The sequence below is a fragment of the Paenibacillus puldeungensis genome (assembly GCF_042678945.1).
In the GTDB taxonomy this organism is placed as follows: Bacteria; Bacillota; Bacilli; order Paenibacillales; family Paenibacillaceae; genus Fontibacillus; species Fontibacillus puldeungensis.
In genome coordinates this window covers 1-17,921 of sequence record NZ_JBHTLM010000021.1, presented here as the reverse complement: position 1 = coordinate 17,921, position 17,921 = coordinate 1, and the positions used below count along the sequence as shown (strand labels likewise).

Genomic DNA, 17,921 nt, shown 5'->3' with positions numbered 1-17,921 from the left:
AGCCTTCTTTTTTCTTGGCTATTTGGCACGTTCGCTGCACAAATACGCATTTCTGTGGGAGAGTATACGCTATCCCCATAAATTGGATTATCGATATTACGCTGTCATGGATTACGATAGTTATAAAAAAGGAGCGTGAGGATCTCTTGGATCTCATTCTTGAAGGATTGTGGAATTTGGCGGAAGCGGGAGCGCAGCTGTTATTACAGCCGTTCTTATATATTTCGCTCGTGATAATCGCGCTTATCTACCGCAGACAAGTGGTGTTGGAGCGGAAGCTGTTCCATGTGCGTCTGCACGGCTGGGGCGCTCAAACGTGGCGAACTGCTTTAGCGGGCTTGGCGGCCGGTGCTGCGGTGTCCGTCATCTTCGCTTTCCTTGGAATGAATTTGACGATGGAAGGCATCGTTTGTATCTGGGTGATCACGCTGGTGCTTATGTTGTTCCGCATCCGCTACTTATGCCTGGCTTATTCGGTAGGGCTGCTGGGGGTAATTCAGTTTGCGTTGAATTTGTTCCCCGGGTTTACCGGAACAGACTGGCTCGGGGAAGCGGTTCGGATCGTACGGGAACTGGACATTCCGGCTTTGCTCTGTCTGGTCGCACTGCTTCATCTGGCAGAGGGACTACTTGTCCGCTGGCAGGGAGCCTCGTTTGCCGGCCCTCTCTTCTATGAAGGCAAACGCGGAAAGCTGGTCGGGGGTTATCAAATGCAAAGTCTGTGGCCGGTGCCGCTCTTTCTGTTGATTCCGGCGCAGACTACAGGCGGCGTGCTGCCATGGACGCCGCTGTTCGGCGGGGATGCCTGGCAGGGCGGCTTTGGGATGATCGCGCTGCCCATCGTCATCGGCTTCTCGGAGATGACGATTGGTCTGCTGCCGAAGGATAAAGCACGCATCTCTTCCGGGCGACTGCTTGCCTACGGGTGCGTTCTATTGGCGCTATCGCTGCTCGCCGCTTGGTGGAGTCCGCTGATGCTGCTCGCTGCGCTGGCGGCATTCGTACTGCACGAAGGGCTGATCTGGTACAGCCGGTATGAGGAGCAGCAGCGCAGTCCGATGTTTGTGAATCCGCAAGGCGGGCTGAAGGTGCTCGCCGTGCTTCCGGGAAGCCCTGCAGAGGAGCTGGGCATTCGGGCAGGCGAGACGATCGCCAAGATCAACGGCGTACCCGTCTCCACGAAGGAGGATATGCATGCTGCGCTGCGGATCAACCCGGCCTTTTGCAAGCTGGAGGTGCTGAATCTCGCGGGCGAGAGCAAGTTCCTCCAGCGCGCGATTTACGCCGGCGACCATCACCAGCTCGGCGCGATTCTCGCGCCGGACGAGCTTGCGCCGGCGGCGGTAAAGCTGCAGCCGCTATCGCTGCTGCAGCTGCTGCGGCCGAAGCGGAGCGCGCGCGCCGAACGCGGCGAAGGCTCCGCGAGCAGTGCACCCGCGCCGGATGCGGCGGCGCGGGAGGGGGCTTCGGCGGCGGCTGGCGGCGACGCCGCCGCGAAGCTGTGATGGCTCCGCGCGCTGGGCGCCAGGAGCCATAGCAACCCCCCGGACCGGGCTGCCACGCTGCCCGTCCGGGGGTTTTTGCATGCCTGCCGCAGGATGCCCGTCGTGGGAGCAGCATGCTCGCATAGCAGCAGCCGCTCTTCCCGCCTCAGTATATGCGGCGTTTCCTTATCCCTGCTCTACATCTGATGCACATCTTTCCCCCATTCAAGTGCCGGCTGAAGACAACACCAGTCCACCCCCAGCCGCCCGGATATGTGCCTACCGCTACCGTCGCTGAAACATAGAATAAGGGAAAATTATGGCCTTATTTTTGAATTTTCAGCTTTTCTCGTGGAAATAGGGGTATTTTATGGACCTATTTTCGTCAAAACGAGGCAAAAGGACAGTTTTCCAGGGATGAAGTGGAGAATAGGTACATAATTTCCCCCTATTTTGTGATCCAGAGCTGAAATCACCTAAATAGGGCCTAAAATTTCCCTTATTATCGGCTGACCAGCTAGCTCTATACAAAACTCCCCGACACAAGCGCTTTGTGCCGGGGAGTTTGCTTTCTTTCTATTGCTGCAGCTGCCGGAGTACGGTGATTTCGACGCGGCGGTTTTTTTGCCGGCCTGCATCGGTTTTGTTGTCGGCTGTCGGACGGGTGTCGGCGTATCCGGCATATTGGAAATGCTCAGGGTCGAGCTTCTCCCGGTCAATGAAAAAGCGCAGCACGGACAAGGCTCTGGCACCTGACAGCTCCCAGTTGTCCTTGAACTTCGAGGCGCTTCCAATCGGCATGCTGTCCGTATGGCCTTCGATGCTGATGACCGTATCCAGCGTAGAGAATAGACTAGCCAGCTTGGAAAGTGTTTTGGCGGAGCCGCTTTTGAGATCGGCTTTCCCGGCATCAAACAGGAAACGATCGCTCAGTGTGATCGAGATTCCTTTCGGCAGGTCCGCCACACGAATTTGGTCTTCTAGGCCATTATCTTTGATATACTTCTCAATGAGGCCCATGAGGTTGTGCAACTGCTCCTCTTGCTTACGAAATGCCAGCTCGCGTTCGGTCATCGGCTTTTCGTTAGAGTTGCTCTCTTTCCCTTGCTGCTCAGTACCCCGGTTATTGCCTTCTTTGGCCGTAGGTGACGGATTTTTATGATTGAAGCGATCCGCGGAGCCGGTGATCCCGGTGCCTTCCTCTAGCAAAGAGTCCCCGCTTTTGAAGGTAGACTGCAGCGAATGGGTGACGATATCATATTTTTCCACATCTAAACGACTCATCGCATACATCATTACGAAAAAAATAAGCAGCAGGGTGATCAAATCCGCATAAGTAATCATCCAGCGGTCTCTCATATCGTGTCCAGCTGTCTTGCGCCGGCGGCCACGCCTAGATCGGTTCTCCGGGCCTTTCATACGGCCCTGGTCCATCAGCTTTCTCATAGCTCGCTCTCCCTGGAGTCTGGGCTAAAGGAAGTGCCGGTACTGACGTCGTCATGATGGAGCAGGCGCCGGGCATTAACGGAGAATGAGTCTAGCTTACGGCGCACCAGGAGCGGATGATCTCCATTTTGTATCGAAAGGATGCCTTCCAGCATCAGCTCCATGCGATCGATTTCCTCTTCACTGCGCGTTCTGATTTTAGAAGCCAGCGGAAGAAAAATAAGGTTTGCACTAGCGACACCATATAAAGTAGCCGTAAAAGCTACAGCGATCGATGGACCGAGTGCCGTAGGCTCGGTTAAACTGCCGAGCACGTGGATTAGGCCCATGACTGTGCCGATAATCCCAAACGTTGGTGCATAGCCACCGGCTGATTCAAAAATTTTAGCATAGCCTTCGTGTTTTTTTTCTAAGGCTTCGATTTCTAGCTCCATAATTTGCTGCACCATGTTTCGCTCAGTTCCGTCAACGACGAGTTGTATCCCTTCCCGCAAAAACGGATTTTGATGCTCGGCCGCTCTTTTTTCCAAAGCCAGAACACCCTCGCGTCGTGCGGTTGTTGACATGCCTACGATATCCTCGATAAGCTCGCTTGGATCAGGAGTTTTTGAGGAAAAGGCGAAGGAAAGTGCGCGTGGTACGGTTCGTAATTTGGCGATCGGAAAGCTGATCATTACGGCAGCTATTGTGCCTCCGAACACGATCAAGGCTGCAGCCACCTGTAAAAGCCCACCTAGTTGGCCACCCTCCCAAATAAACCCGCCTATCAAGGCGGCTAGTCCGATAATTATGCCTAGCAGCGTCGCGATATCCATATGAATTTGTACACTCCTATTCTTGACTTTACTGTTTGCATCTCAGGGATGAAAAAGGTATAATACATGGGAACACCCATTCCTATTTTTGCATTGGATTGCGAGATAGATATGGTTTGTTTATGCTTAGCGATATTGACCGATCATGGTTAATAGCACATGACAATGACATGATGAGGCAAGAGGTCTCATTTACTTTCATAAACAGGTTATCGGTTCCTATAGTACTTCATTTTAGACGATAGGGTGATGTTGGACAATGAGTGAAATAGTATTCAGTGATAATAAATTTGAGCTCATCTCCGAGTTTTCTCCACAAGGGGACCAGCCGGAGGCTGTAAGGCAGCTGATTGAGGGCGTGTTAGGTGGTAAAAAGCACCAAACCTTGCTTGGCGCAACCGGTACCGGGAAAACTTTTACGATCGCCCATACAATTGCTAAGCTTGGCAGACCAACCCTTGTCATCGCCCATAACAAGACGCTTGCCGCGCAGCTGGCGAGTGAGTTTAAAGAGTTTTTCCCCAACAATTCGGTAGATTACTTCGTCAGTTACTACGATTATTACCAGCCAGAAGCCTACATTCCTTCCTCAGACACCTACATCGAGAAAGATTCCAGCATCAATGAAGAGATCGATAAACTGCGCCACTCGGCTACCAGTGCTTTATTTGAGCGACGAGATGTAATTATTGTGGCCAGCGTATCGTGTATTTACGGTCTCGGTTCTCCGATAGAATACCGTAATTTGGTGCTGTCGCTTCGGATCGGAATGGAGAAGCCACGTAATCAGATATTGAGCCGGCTGGTGGATATACAGTATCAGCGAAACGACATCAACTTCGTGCGCGGGACGTTCCGTGTACGTGGAGATGTATTAGAAATATTTCCTGCCTCCAAGGGTGAGCATGCGATCCGGGTTGAGTTTTTTGGTGATGAGATCGAACGTATCACGGAGATCGATGTGCTGACCGGTGAATTGGTTGGCGAACGCGAACACGTGGCAATATTCCCGGCGTCTCACTTTGTGACGCAGGAGGAGACGATGCGGGTCGCTATCAAGAACATCGAGCGGGAACTGGAGGAGCGGCTGGAAGAGTTCCGTTCCAAGGGGAAGCTCCTGGAAGCACAACGGCTTGAGCAGCGAACACGTTATGATATTGAAATGATGAAGGAGGTTGGCTTCTGCTCCGGGATCGAAAACTATTCCGGTCCGCTTACTTTTCGGGAGCGGGGAGCAACTCCGTACACGCTGATGGACTATTTTCCTGATGATATGCTGATCGTGATCGATGAATCTCACGTGACGCTGCCGCAAATCCGGGCGATGTATAACGGTGACCAGGCGCGTAAGACGGTGCTTGTGGAACATGGTTTCCGGCTCCCGTCAGCGCTCGATAATCGGCCGCTCAAGTTTGAGGAATTTGAGGGCAAAGCGGATCAGCTGATCTACGTATCGGCGACGCCAGGACCTTATGAGCTGGAGCACTGCAACACGATGGTGCAGCAGATCATTCGTCCGACAGGCCTGCTTGATCCTGTTATAGAGGTACGGCCAACGAAAGGGCAAATCGATGACTTGATCGGAGAAATCCGTGATCGCATTGCTAAGGATGAGCGTGTGCTCGTCACTACGCTGACCAAGAAGATGGCCGAGGATTTGACGGATTATTTGAAGGAAGTCGGCATCAAGGTTCGCTATTTGCACTCGGACATCAAAACACTGGAGCGGATGAGTATTTTGCGCGATTTACGCCTTGGTACGTTCCATGTGCTGGTGGGGATCAACTTGCTGCGTGAAGGTCTGGATTTGCCAGAGGTATCCCTCGTGGCAATTTTGGATGCGGATAAGGAGGGCTTCCTTCGTTCAGAGCGTTCGCTCATCCAGACGATCGGGCGGGCTGCCCGGAACTCCGAAGGTAGAGTGTTGATGTACGGCGACAATATAACGGAGTCGATGGATAAGGCGATTAAGGAAACCGAGCGGCGCCGCAGCATACAGATCGCTTATAACGAGAAACACGGCATCACGCCGCAGACGATTCGCAAAAAAATACGCGATGTCATTGAAGCGACGCGAGTGGCCGAAAGTAAGGCTGAGTATTTGACCGATGTGTCTAAAGGAAAAATGTCGAAACGAGACCGTGAGAAGGTCATTGCTCGTTTAGAAGCCGAGATGAAAGAAGCCGCCAAGAACCTGCAATTCGAACGTGCAGCCGAGCTGCGTGATGCGATGCTGGAGCTCAAGGCGGAGTAAATATATAGTAGTAAACAATAAGTAGAGGTACCTTTTGAAGGAGATGAACCGATTGGCCATTGAGAACATAGTTATCAAGGGAGCAAGGGCACACAATTTGAAAAACATCGATATCACGATTCCACGGGATCGTTTTGTGGTGTTGACGGGGCTGAGCGGTTCCGGCAAATCGTCGCTTGCGTTTGATACGATTTACGCGGAAGGGCAGCGGCGCTATGTGGAATCTCTATCCGCATATGCACGGCAATTTTTAGGACAGATGGAGAAACCGGACGTTGACTCAATCGAAGGCTTGTCTCCAGCGATTTCTATCGATCAGAAGACGACAAGCCGTAACCCTCGTTCCACAGTAGGAACGGTAACCGAAATTTACGACTACCTGCGTTTGCTATTTGCACGGGTAGGTCATCCTCACTGTCCGGAGCATGGGATCGAAATCACATCCCAGACGGTCGAGCAAATGGTTGATCGCATTATGCAGTACCCGGAAAGAACGAAATTGCAAATCTTGTCCCCAGTCATTTCCGGTAAGAAGGGCGAGCACAAGAGCCTATTGAGCGAAATTGCCAAGCAGGGATTTGTGCGTGTTCGGATCGATGGCGAGCAGCGTGACTTGTCAGAGAATATTGAATTGGAAAAGAATAAGAAGCATTCCATTGAGGTTATTGTCGACCGGATCGTGGTCAAAGAGGATGTTCGCAGCCGCCTCGCAGACTCGATCGAGACGGCCCTCAAAATGTCGGATGGTCAAATCCTCGTCGATATTATCGGGCAGGAAGAGCTGCGGTTTAGTTCGAATTTTGCCTGCCCGATCTGCGGGTTCAGCATGGATGAGCTGTCGCCTCGTATGTTCTCATTCAACAGCCCGTTTGGGGCCTGTCCGGAGTGTGACGGGCTCGGCGTCAAAATGATTATCGACCCGGATTTGCTCATTCCCGATAAGTCGAAGAGCATTGAAGAAGGTGCCTTTGAGGCTTGGGCGGGCGGTATGTCCAATTACTATCCACAGTTTCTGAAGTCTGTGTGCGAGCATTACGGTATTCCGCGGAATGTTCCGGTCTCGGAGCTGACGAAGGAACAGATGGACAAGTTGTTGTATGGAACCGGCGATACTAAGATTCGTTTCCGCTACCAGAACGACTTCGGTATGAGTAAAGATGCGTACGTGACATTTGAAGGCATTATCCCTAACTTGGAACGCCGTTATCGCGAAACGAACTCGGAAGGAATCCGTGAGTATATTGAGGAGTACATGGGTTCCAAACCATGCGGTACCTGTAAAGGTAATCGTTTGAAGAAGGAAAGCTTGGCTGTTACGATCAACAGTCAAAATATGGCATATGTCACGGCGCTGTCGATCGGAGAAGCGCAGGACTTTTTCAACCATTTGACCCTAAGCGAGAAAGAGACGACGATCGCCCATATGATCTTGAAAGAAATCAACAGTCGACTTGGTTTTCTGGTGAATGTGGGACTGGAGTATTTGACGCTCAGCCGCGCCGCCGGAACGCTATCCGGGGGTGAAGCCCAGCGTATTCGACTGGCGACGCAGATCGGCTCCAGTTTGATGGGCGTTTTGTATATTCTTGATGAGCCCAGCATCGGCTTGCATCAGCGGGATAACGACCGTTTGATTTCTACGCTGGCCCATATGCGCGATATCGGCAACACACTGATCGTCGTTGAGCATGATGAGGATACGATGCTGGCTGCCGATTATATTATAGACATTGGACCCGGTGCAGGTATTCATGGTGGGGAAGTGATCTCTCAAGGTACGCCGCAGGAAGTGATGAACGATCCTCGGTCATTGACCGGACAATACCTAAGCGGTAAGAAGTTCATTCCGGTTCCTGTGGAGCGTCGCCAGCCGGATGGCCGGTGGCTTGAGGTCAAGGGCGCCAAAGAGAACAACTTGAAGAATATCAACGTCAAATTTCCAATTGGCGTATTCGCAGCGGTAACCGGGGTGTCCGGTTCGGGTAAATCCACGCTGGTGAACGAAATTCTCTACAAGACTCTGGCACGTGATCTGAATAAAGCAAAAGTCCGCCCTGGACAATACAAGGAGATAAAAGGGCTAGAGCATGTGGACAAGGTAGTCGACATCGACCAGTCTCCGATCGGACGGACGCCACGTTCTAACCCAGCGACCTATACCGGTGTGTTTGACGACATTCGGGACTTGTTCTCGCAGACTAACGAAGCGAAGGTCCGCGGCTACAAGAAAGGGCGCTTTAGTTTCAACATTAAAGGCGGTCGCTGTGAAGCGTGCCGGGGTGACGGAATTATCAAGATCGAGATGCACTTCCTTCCGGACGTGTATGTCCCTTGCGAAGTATGTAAAGGGAACCGGTACAACCGGGAAACGCTAGAGGTCAAGTACAAAAATAAGAGCATTGCAGAGGTTCTGGAGATGACGGTGGAGGATTCGACGGAGTTTTTCCAAAACATCCCCAAAATCCATCGTAAGCTGCAAACCCTGCTTGACGTTGGCTTGGGCTACATTAAGTTAGGCCAGCCGGCAACAACGTTATCCGGTGGGGAAGCGCAGCGCGTGAAACTGGCTTCCGAGCTTTACCGCCGCAGTACCGGTAAGACGATTTACATCCTGGATGAACCGACTACTGGACTTCACGTCGATGACATAGATCGGCTGCTTAAGGTGCTGCATCGCCTTGTCGATAGTGGAGAGACGGTCCTTGTAATCGAGCATAACCTCGATGTAATCAAGACGGCGGACTATCTCATCGACCTAGGTCCCGAAGGCGGAAGCGGGGGCGGGACGATCATCGCTACAGGCACGCCAGAAGAAGTCGTACGGGTGGAAGAATCCTATACCGGCCGTTACCTGGCACCGGTCCTGGAGCGTGACACAAAGCGTACATCGGAGCTTGAGGGATTGGAAGTAGACAGCCGAGAAGTTTGTTAATCTCGGTAAAGTATCTTTTATAGTAAAAAAGGCAGTTTCCTGAATGTGATCGGATCAGGAACTGCCTTTTTGATTGAGTAGGTACTATATACAAAATATGGTACAATTAACCTAACAACAGTATAGGCAAAGATGGGCGGTCGGCTAGTCTCCTAGTAAGGAGGTGATGCCTGTGGAGGTAAAAGATGCTCTGACGTTGATGATTAGTTTTGGTGCTCTCATTGTTGCGCTAATTGGACTAGTTGTTACCATCGTCATAGCATTAAACCAAAGCAAAAAGAAATAGACCGCACCAGGTGAAGGTATCCGGTCTATTTCATAGACAAAACCTTTGACTGCCTACCGCCCTTAAAAGCGGCTGTTGCCGAGTGGAGATGTTCGCGCATCTTCACTCTTTTTTAATATATCCTTCTGCCTCCATAATATCACAAGAAACGTGGGAATTTAAAGAGCTCGTGTATTTATACAATTCCGTTCGTCACGACGCGATCCCGGCACCCAAAATGTCATTCAGCTTCTCTTGGAATGCTGGGACTCCTACACGCAGTACGAAATCATGGAAGGCTTCGGCTTCGGTTCGATTTTCTTTGTAGAACAGGATCAGTTGTTCCAGAACCTGCGCAACCTGGTCACCTTTCACGCGGCCTTTCAGGTTTTGGGTGAATTGTGCTTTCGGGCCGTTATCGCCGCCGCCAAGCGTACCGCCTATTGCAATATCAAACGCATCCACCATGCCCTCGGCCGTTTTAACGAGTGACCCCTGCAGGCCGATATCCGCAATATGCTTATGACCGCAGGCATTCGGACAGCCAATAAAGTGGATGCGTACCTTCTCATCCAGTTCGATATGGTTATCTAAATACTCAGCTACTCGCGCAGCCCGGTTTTTCGTTTCCACGATGGCGAGATTGCAAAATTCGTTGCCTGTGCAGGAGACCGTCCGACTCGTGAAATGTTTCGGATAAGGGGATAGACGACGAAGCACCGGAGCTAGGAGTGCATCCTCCAATTTGCTGTCCGGGATACCGCTGATCAAAATATTTTGCGACATCGTGGTCCGAATCAAGCCTTCCCCGTACTCGTCAGCCACATCGGCGAGCTGAATCAATTCCTCTGCATTTAACCGGCCGATCGGCACGTTCAATCCGATGTAGTTAAGCCCAGCTTGCTTTTGCGGATGTACGCCGTCAAAATAGGCGGCTTGCCAACCCACCGTTTTGTCTTCCCCGCGCGAAGGCAGTTCTCCAACTAGCTCGATCAATTTTTCCTTAAACTTTTCAGGGCCCCAGTCCGCGACAAGAAATTTCAACCGCGCATGATGCCGCTTTTCGCGATAGCCGTAATCTCGGAATATAGTCGTTACACCAATAGCTACCTTGAGCACTTCTTCCGGTCTGATAAAAATATCAAGCGGTTTTGCCAAATGAGGTTTGGCTGATAAGCCGCCTCCTACCATCGCATGGAAACCGATCACTTCCTCACCGTCAATCACTTTCACGGCAGGAGTGAGGGCCAAATCGTTGATTTCCGCCTGGGCGTTGTTGTATATATTCGATGAAATCGACATTTTATACTTGCGCGGCAGGTTGGAGAAGTCCCGGTTAAGTAAAAAGAAGCTGTTCACCTCTTCGACAATCCCCGTCGTGTCGATAAGCTCATGCTTGTCGATTCCGGCAAGAGGGTTGCCGACAATCGTACGCGGGCAGTCTCCACAGGCTTCATAGGAGTATAAGCCCACATCCTCCAGCCGTTTAAAAATATCCGGTAAATGCTCTACCCGCAGCCAGTGGAACTGAATCGCCTGACGCGTGGTTACGTCAATGAGATCCCGTCCATACAGCTTAGAAATCTCCGCAAGAGCGCGTGCCTGGCGACTGTTCAATATCCCGGTGTTGATGCGCACGCGCATCATGAAGTGCCCATCTTTTGGCTTTTGCTGATAGACGCCAGCCCATTTGAACCGATCCATATCGTCCGCCGGAATCGAATCGTATCCTTTTTGCGCATATTCCTCAATGATCGTGCGGATGACATCCAATCCGTCCTTCTCCAGCTTAACGAATTCGAACTTGTTCAATTTGTCCGGCTCAGCGGCCCATATCGGTTCATAAGCCATACGTTTTTGCCTCCTTTTATTGATATGCGATGCACTAGTATCATCAAATCTATAAATCCGACTATTTAACTATGATATAATATGATTATGGTACCATAGTTCCTCACCAGCGTAAACATAGATACACGCAATTAAATATAAGTCTTGTTTATGAGAGTTGAAAGTCAAGATAATAATGACAATGTCAATGTAATTAATCACATTACATCCAGCATAATTAACCGGACGGACAGAATTAGGTTGATTTTTTTGACAAAAGTTTGTCTTTCCTCTTGCATCCAGCCAGTGGGGAAGATAACATATAAGGAGATGTGTATATCCGTTTATACAAAAAGGAGGGTTCGCGATGCTGCTCGCCGCGGCGGGAGAAACGGCAACGAAATTCAACAGTTTCGATATTTTTATGATTCTGTTCACCGTAATTATTTTTATCGGTGTGGTACGCCTGCTGGTTGAACGTCCGAAGAAAAACTTATTTGCCATCGGCTTCGGAATCATCAGCCTGCTCGTCTTTTTGGCTTCGGATGCCGTCATGATCAAATCCTGGTTTTAATTGCTTGCTTACATATTACTTCCGTTTGAATCAGGAACTAGTGTATAATACAAAAAGGTGAAGCACACCTTGACCATCGGTAATCGATTGGTTGAGGTGTGCTTTTTTGTGTCGCTGAAAATGGATTATATTATCAAATTAGTAATATAGAAGGAGGTTGAGGCGAAAGTCGTAGCGAATAAGAAAGGATGCCTATTTTTTCAAAAATTTAAGTAGAGAAGAGGTTTGATTTTTATGAGAAAAGTACCTGCCTTACTGCTATGCGGGATTATCGCTTTCAGTATGCTGCAAACGGGCTCCGCAAAAGCGGATAGTAAAAAAATCGTAGGGAGTCCCAAATTGGCTGTACTAGTTGACGGGAGAAAGGTCAAGTTCCAAGGAGGCGACCCAGTTTCAGAAAACGGGCGTGTCCAAGTTCCGCTCCGGGGTATTGGGGAAGCATTAGGTGCAAAGGTGGCGTTTTCCGGAAAATCCGTCTCCTATCAAAAAGCGGGAAAATCCATTGAGCTCACACTTGGGAGTAGAGAGGCAGCCGTTGACGGTAAAATCGTAACGATGGATGCCGAAGCGAAGGCAGTCAAAGGAAGAACTTATGTACCGCTGCGGTTTGTGAGCGAGAATCTCGGGGAAGCAGTTAGCTGGGATCAGGTGGGGAATTGGGTTTGGATAGGAAATCAAAAAGTTCCGGATATAACTGAGGTTACAAAATTGCAGAAAATCGAGTCGTATAAGAATTACTTTCATGGTGCAGAGGATATGTTGGTAGCTATTGATAAAAAGTTTACTGATGTCAGGGTAGTTTCTCATGAAACAATGCCTACATATTTCAAAGAAATAACGTTTTTAAACATGTGGATGGTGACAGATAGTGAAAACTATGGAGTAAGGGTTAGATATAAAGGACCTAAAAAACTTGTTATGTACTTTCTAAGTGGGAACGGTGATATACGCTCAAGAACAGGTCATATTATCGAACAATCTGACGGTACGAAAATCGCCCAATTTAGAATAAAAAGCCCAGGAGACAATGTAATTTATCAAGATAAAAATTGGAAAAATTATTCTATTAAAAATATCGATTATTTCTTTTTTCCTCCTTACTTAGAAGATGACAGTATACATTTGATTTCAAATCCATTTAAATAAGTGTTCAAATAAGCTCAGGGAGTGTGGAAATAGTGTGAGTTATAAGAAAAGAGCCGTGCTTTCTTTATTAATAATATGCCTGCTACTTATAACAACCAAAGGACAAGTAACACAAGCAGCTGCGGGTGTAAAAGGTCCAGTTATTTTGCAGTGGACAAAAAGTGAACAAGAGGAGAACACTTATTATTCCGTTGGTATGGGATATGCCGATGTATGGACAAATTCCGCTGGTATATATATTGAGGATCCATATACTGGTGAGAAGCTAGAAATCGGATCAACAATGGCGGAAGCTCATTACGATTGGGAATATCAAATGATCTATTCTGGGAGGAAGATAAAGTCAATTATAGCAACAAAGTTTAATCAACCTATCGTTCCTGGAGAAAGCTCGGAATGGGTAAATAAGATGTTCAAGTATGCAAGGTATGGTGCAACCTGGTCTCAGCTTCAATCAACTTTTGCCAACGTTAATTCGGTAGCCATTAAAGGAAAAAGAGGTTTAGGGACAGACACAGCAACAATTACGATAAATGAATCTTTTACTTTAGATGGAGAGAGACCAGAAGAACTTGATACTACTGGATTATCGGATGGAGTACGTGGGTACCGTTTTTATTTTCCTATCCTTTTTAAAGCAGAATTAGAACCTCTTGAAGGCCAAGCCATCATTAAGCACTTTACAACAACTGGTCAATCTTTAGATGGGATAGAGAGCTTTACTGATCGCACGGAAAAATTGGTGAATGATCGACCGTACTCGTATACTCATACGCCTGGAACAATGAATTACGAATACAAAGGCTATCAAAAAAGCACACAAAAAGAACCGGTTGGTGGGCCTAATGCGACAGGAGATCCGCCGGGGTTTACGTATAACGGGGATTTTCCAATTTACTATGTATATTTTTACTACGATAAAAAGGGTGGGCCACCAGATACTCCTACAAGTGGGTGCACGAGGCCAACCCCCAGCGGTAACGTCATCGACGTTCCGCTGAATGACCCGGGCGTCAGCGCTGTAATCAAGGCGGACAGCCGGGGGGGTGAGCGGTTTAACGTGTTGGACGGGATTCCGACATCGGAGAGCTTGTACGGTAATGTTTTGGCCAAAAGTTATCTTCACCAAAACAAGTTTGTGGAAATGAGCGGCAAGTGTACATATAACATCACAGTAAATCGGACATATACGTTGACCTGGGACCCCGGTAAAACTGAAATTGGACCCGACAAAAAACCTCGAACCGTTCCGGATCCGCAGACAGATACCGAGACGGTTACGAAGTCGTACCCTGTAGAGCGCGATTACTCGTTCTGGGTGATCGATAACCTGGAGGTTTACCAAATTAACGAAGCTGCTTTGCAAAATTATGCTTTTGAAGGCAATGGGATTCGGATTCAGCCTAACGGGTATACACCGCCTAGTTATGCCACGGCCAAATCGGGCGGATTTACGCCGCCATCTCCCTCCACCACTGTAGAAGCGCCGCCAGGCAGTAAATCAGGTGGGAAGGAGAGACCCGATGTGTCCGGAGAAAATCTGGAATCTTTTGCTCAAGATGAGGTGAAAAAAGTAAAGGTCAAGAACGATACGCTTACTTTTAACGGAGGCACCACAATGAGCGGAGCGGAAACGGAAGAGAAAGGACCAAGACCCGGACAAATTCCGGTGGCGTCGCAAATTGGCCAGAATGTGCTTTACAGCCCGGGGAATGTCATCCCGCTCAGCAAGACGAATAAAGCCAATCAAACTAGCTCCGGGACGATTTATTACGGGGTGATGAGCGGCAGTATTAACGGTGGGGCTGATAAAAGTTTTCCGATCTACGGCATCAACTCTGTGACGGTACATACCCCGGTTGTCATTTATCCGAGCGTATCGGACGACCAAGCGCATAATCAGAAAACGAAGCCGGCTGCGGGAAGATCAGCAATTATTCTTGATCGCCCGTTTACGGTAGAGATGCCGAACAGCGGGCAGCACACGAATTACCTCGGATATGGGAATCGAAACTATCTCAAGTATATAGGCAGCAAGCAGGTGCGGTTTCCGTTTGATGTGTACGATGGATCAAAGACAACTTTTTATCCGAAAAATACCTGGATAGAAGTGGACAAGTCCAAGGAGTCGTTCACCTTTTTCCTGCCAGTGTGGGTGGATGAAGGTTTTTATAACGTCGAGTTTCGCACGATTGCGCATAACGCGCCTGCCGGAGCAACGCAGCAAACGAATGCCAACCTGGATCTTACTCACCATATCGCCTATGATACGGTTTCCGTGGATGCCATCGGGCGCGTGTACGATTTTCGGATCACCGACATTGCCGACTACAACTGGGAGAGTGTGTTTCGAGTGAAGCCGGGGAGCAGTGTCCCCATCGGAACGTCCTATTGGGTGGGGCAAAACGGAATCGACGGAGCCGTGCGCGGGAATGCTGCCAGATACACACTTCCCATTCGACCGGGAAGTCACCCGCTGTACAAAAACGCCGTGATCAAAACGGGGTATCATTTCAAATTCGACCTCAAAACGAAAGGAAACATGTTCGGCCCGCAGGATCAAATTGTGATCACGCCTGCGTTTGATTTTATTAGTGCTTCCACCGGCAAAAGAGTTGCCGTCGATTTGTATTACAACACCGGCAGCAGCAAATTTGTGAAAATAGGATCTGCCGCTGACAAGGTGCAGCGTTATGTCATTTTAAATGAGCGGCTGCGAAATGTGCCTACGGAGGAATTGACCGACACGGCGTTGTACAAGTATGACCATGAATATACGTTTAATCAGGTGGCGGGGATCGGACGAGGTCAGTTTGTACAAAATTTTATTCAAAAATGGTCTAAGCAAAAAACGTCGGTAGGGAGCTTTAGCCGGTTAAGACTGCCGGAGGGAGTTCGTACGTTGATCGGGCCAAAAGAAGGCATTCCCTCTGGTGTTGATCAGGCGCGCGTAAATGCAGCCGAGCAAAAGTGGTACGGCGAGTATAGTCTGCCATCCGACCTATATGCGGTTGCTGCGGGGACGAATGTGGCTGAATACGGGCGGACGCATGGCGGATTAACCGACAAGTCTCCGGTTTTTCTCAAAAACGGATACATTGTCGTCAACTTCAACATCGAAACGGTCCGAAATGGGGAGATCAGCAGCCCTTATCTCCAATATATCCATGGGCCGCTGATGAATCAGTGGCATGGAATGGAGGGATTTGCGCGAACCGTGCGGGATCCCTATGGACGAACCTTTTCTTTGCGTGACGGGGATGTTGTGTTCTATCACGCGGACAAGTCGAGCCGGGGCGATTTTCGGTCCATGGTGACGCATTAAGCATGCTTTTGAATTGCCGAGTACATGCCCTGAAACTTAGGGTGAGTGGCTCGGTATTTTTTTCTTGCTGAAGGACATTTCTAAAACTAGAGTCCCGGGGCAATGTCTGCTAAAATAAATAAGTTACGGGAATCTAAAATTTAAATGAGTGAATAAATCCGCAAAGGGTTTATTGGGAGGATATAAATGAGCAAGACGGCATTAACAAGGCAGGACGTAGAGCTGCTTGCACCGGCCGGCGACTGGGATTGCATGCGGGCGGCGGTGGCGAATGGGGCGGACGCGATATTTTTCGGCGTGGAGAAGTTTAATGCCCGGGCCCGGGCGAACAATTTTCGGATGGACGAGCTGCCGGAGATTATGGCTTTTTTGCACAGCTATGGTGTGAAGGGTTTTTTGACGTTTAACATTCTTGTATTTGAGGACGAGCTGAAGGACGCGCGGGAGCTGATTGATGCCTGCATCGGTGGCGGTGTGGATGCGGTGATCGTGCAGGACCTGGGACTCGTGAAAATGATCCGAGAAATCTCGCCGGATTTTCCAATTCACGGCTCGACTCAGATGACGATTACTTCGCCGGAGGCGGTGGAGTTCGTCAAACCGTGGAACATGGAGCGCGTAGTGCTTGGACGTGAAAATAACCTGAAACAGATCCAAATCATCGGGGAGCAGGCGAAGCTGCCGATGGAGGTTTTTGTGCACGGGGCGATTTGCGTATCGTATTCCGGTCAATGTCTGACGTCGGAAATGTGGGGCGGACGCTCCGCTAACCGCGGTGAGTGTGCGCAGGCGTGCCGGCTGCCGTATGACTTGATGGTCGACGGGGAGCAGAAGCCGATGGGGGATGTCGCCTACTTGCTGTCGCCGAAGGACCTGGCAGCGATCGACATCATGCCGGAGCTGATCGAAGCGGGCGTGACCTCGTTTAAAATCGAAGGCCGGATGAAGAGTCCGGAGTATGTAGCGAATGTAGTCAGCAAGTATCGGAAGGCGATTGACCGTTATTTTGATGGAGATCAAGAGCGTCCTTCCAAGGAGGAGATCCGGGAGCTGCAGCAAAGCTTTTCGCGCGGCTTTACGCACGGCTTCCTGGAGGGTACGAACAATAAAAAGCTGGTGGAAGGGACTTTTCCAAAAAGCCGGGGCGTGTATCTGGGCCGGGTCGAGAAGGTGCTTCGCGACGGGGTCATCTGCAAGCTGGAGGCGCCGCTGAAGCGCGGAGACGGGATTGTTTTTGACGCCGGGGATCCGACGAAAAAAGAAGAAGGCGGGCGCGTCTACGATTTGCGCCGCCAGGGCGTGAAGCAGGAGGGCGAGGCCGGCGAGGGCTGGATTGTCGATATCGTGCCAGGGCGTAATGACGTCGATCTGCGTCGCGTGCATGTTGGCGATCGGATCTGGAAGACAAGCGATCCGGCGCTGGACAAACGGCTTCGTCAAACGTACGAAACGGAGAAGCCGTACCGAGTATTCCCGGTGCATGTCCAGGCGATGGGGCATGCCGGGGGGCTTTTGACGACCCTCTGGACGGATGTGCAGAAGGGGACAACCGTGCGCGTCGACTCGGAGCTTGAGCTCGAGGTCGCGCAAAAACGGCCGATGGACGCGAGCCTGCTCGAAGAGCAGTTCGGGCGTCTCGGCGGCACGGTGTTCCAGCTCGAGGAGCTGGACGCGGTGCTGCATGGCGACGTGATCCTCCCCATGCGAGAGCTGAACAGCATTCGGCGGCGAGCGGTGGAACAGCTCGCCGCCGAGCGGCCCAAGCCGCCCGTGTGGACACGGGCGGCGGGTGTTGGCGCCCCTGACGCAGTCGGGGCGCTGGCGTCGGCCCCCGCGCACGGCGGGGGGCC

General features: G+C 50.3%; 11 protein-coding genes. 8 read left to right on the top strand and 3 right to left on the bottom strand.

The window, feature by feature from the left end:
- Positions 1-146: 146 nt before the first annotated feature.
- Positions 147-1,505 carry a PDZ domain-containing protein gene (locus ACFQ3W_RS21350; RefSeq protein ID WP_379321321.1) on the top strand — a complete coding sequence of 453 codons (1,359 nt, stop codon included), beginning with the start codon at positions 147-149 and terminating at the stop codon, positions 1,503-1,505.
- Positions 1,506-2,060: 555 nt separating this feature from the next.
- On the opposite strand, the gene ACFQ3W_RS21345 is transcribed toward ACFQ3W_RS21350, so the two are convergent.
- A complete protein-coding gene (locus tag ACFQ3W_RS21345) occupies positions 2,061-2,930 on the bottom strand; it encodes a flagellar motor protein MotB (RefSeq protein ID WP_379321267.1) in 870 nt (289 codons plus the stop codon).
- The gene (locus ACFQ3W_RS21340; protein WP_379321266.1) at positions 2,927-3,745 is read right to left on the bottom strand and encodes a flagellar motor protein; all 819 of its coding nucleotides are present in this window, start codon (positions 3,743-3,745) and stop codon (positions 2,927-2,929) included. The genes ACFQ3W_RS21345 and ACFQ3W_RS21340 overlap by 4 nt, the downstream gene beginning before the upstream one ends.
- 259 nt (positions 3,746-4,004) lie before the next feature.
- Between ACFQ3W_RS21340 and uvrB the strand changes: the two genes are divergently transcribed.
- The 3 genes from uvrB to ACFQ3W_RS21325 all read left to right on the top strand — a co-directional run bounded on the left by uvrB (position 4,005) and on the right by ACFQ3W_RS21325 (position 9,217).
- Positions 4,005-5,999: an excinuclease ABC subunit UvrB gene (gene uvrB, locus ACFQ3W_RS21335; RefSeq protein WP_379321265.1), complete on the top strand. Its 1,995-nt coding sequence runs from the start codon at positions 4,005-4,007 to the stop codon at positions 5,997-5,999.
- 52 nt (positions 6,000-6,051) lie between these two features.
- Positions 6,052-8,931, top strand: a complete 2,880-nt coding sequence (uvrA, locus tag ACFQ3W_RS21330) for an excinuclease ABC subunit UvrA (protein ID WP_379321264.1) — start codon at positions 6,052-6,054, stop codon at positions 8,929-8,931.
- 172 nt (positions 8,932-9,103) lie between these two features.
- Positions 9,104-9,217 (top strand): putative holin-like toxin, encoded by a 114-nt coding sequence (locus tag ACFQ3W_RS21325; protein WP_379321263.1) that lies wholly within the window; start codon positions 9,104-9,106, stop codon positions 9,215-9,217.
- A gap of 192 nt (positions 9,218-9,409) precedes the next feature.
- Here ACFQ3W_RS21325 and ACFQ3W_RS21320 read toward each other — a convergent pair whose 3' ends face one another.
- Positions 9,410-11,047, bottom strand: a complete 1,638-nt coding sequence (locus ACFQ3W_RS21320) for a nitrite/sulfite reductase (RefSeq protein WP_379321262.1) — start codon at positions 11,045-11,047, stop codon at positions 9,410-9,412.
- A 346-nt stretch (positions 11,048-11,393) separates the two neighbouring features.
- On the opposite strand from ACFQ3W_RS21320, the gene ACFQ3W_RS21315 reads away from it, so the two are divergent.
- From ACFQ3W_RS21315 to ACFQ3W_RS21300, 4 genes are all read left to right on the top strand, one after another.
- Positions 11,394-11,600 carry a hypothetical protein gene (locus tag ACFQ3W_RS21315; RefSeq protein ID WP_379321261.1) on the top strand — a complete coding sequence of 69 codons (207 nt, stop codon included), beginning with the start codon at positions 11,394-11,396 and terminating at the stop codon, positions 11,598-11,600.
- Positions 11,601-11,834: 234 nt separating this feature from the next.
- Positions 11,835-12,746, top strand: coding sequence for a stalk domain-containing protein (locus tag ACFQ3W_RS21310; RefSeq protein ID WP_379321260.1), 912 nt, complete (start codon positions 11,835-11,837; stop codon positions 12,744-12,746).
- Between the two features lie 145 nt (positions 12,747-12,891).
- Complete coding sequence (locus ACFQ3W_RS21305) at positions 12,892-16,071, top strand: DUF5704 domain-containing protein (protein ID WP_379321259.1); 3,180 nt, start codon at positions 12,892-12,894, stop codon at positions 16,069-16,071.
- Between the two features lie 186 nt (positions 16,072-16,257).
- Positions 16,258-17,921 (top strand): peptidase U32 family protein (locus ACFQ3W_RS21300; protein ID WP_379321258.1); only part of this gene is annotated, 1,664 nt, incomplete at its 3' end.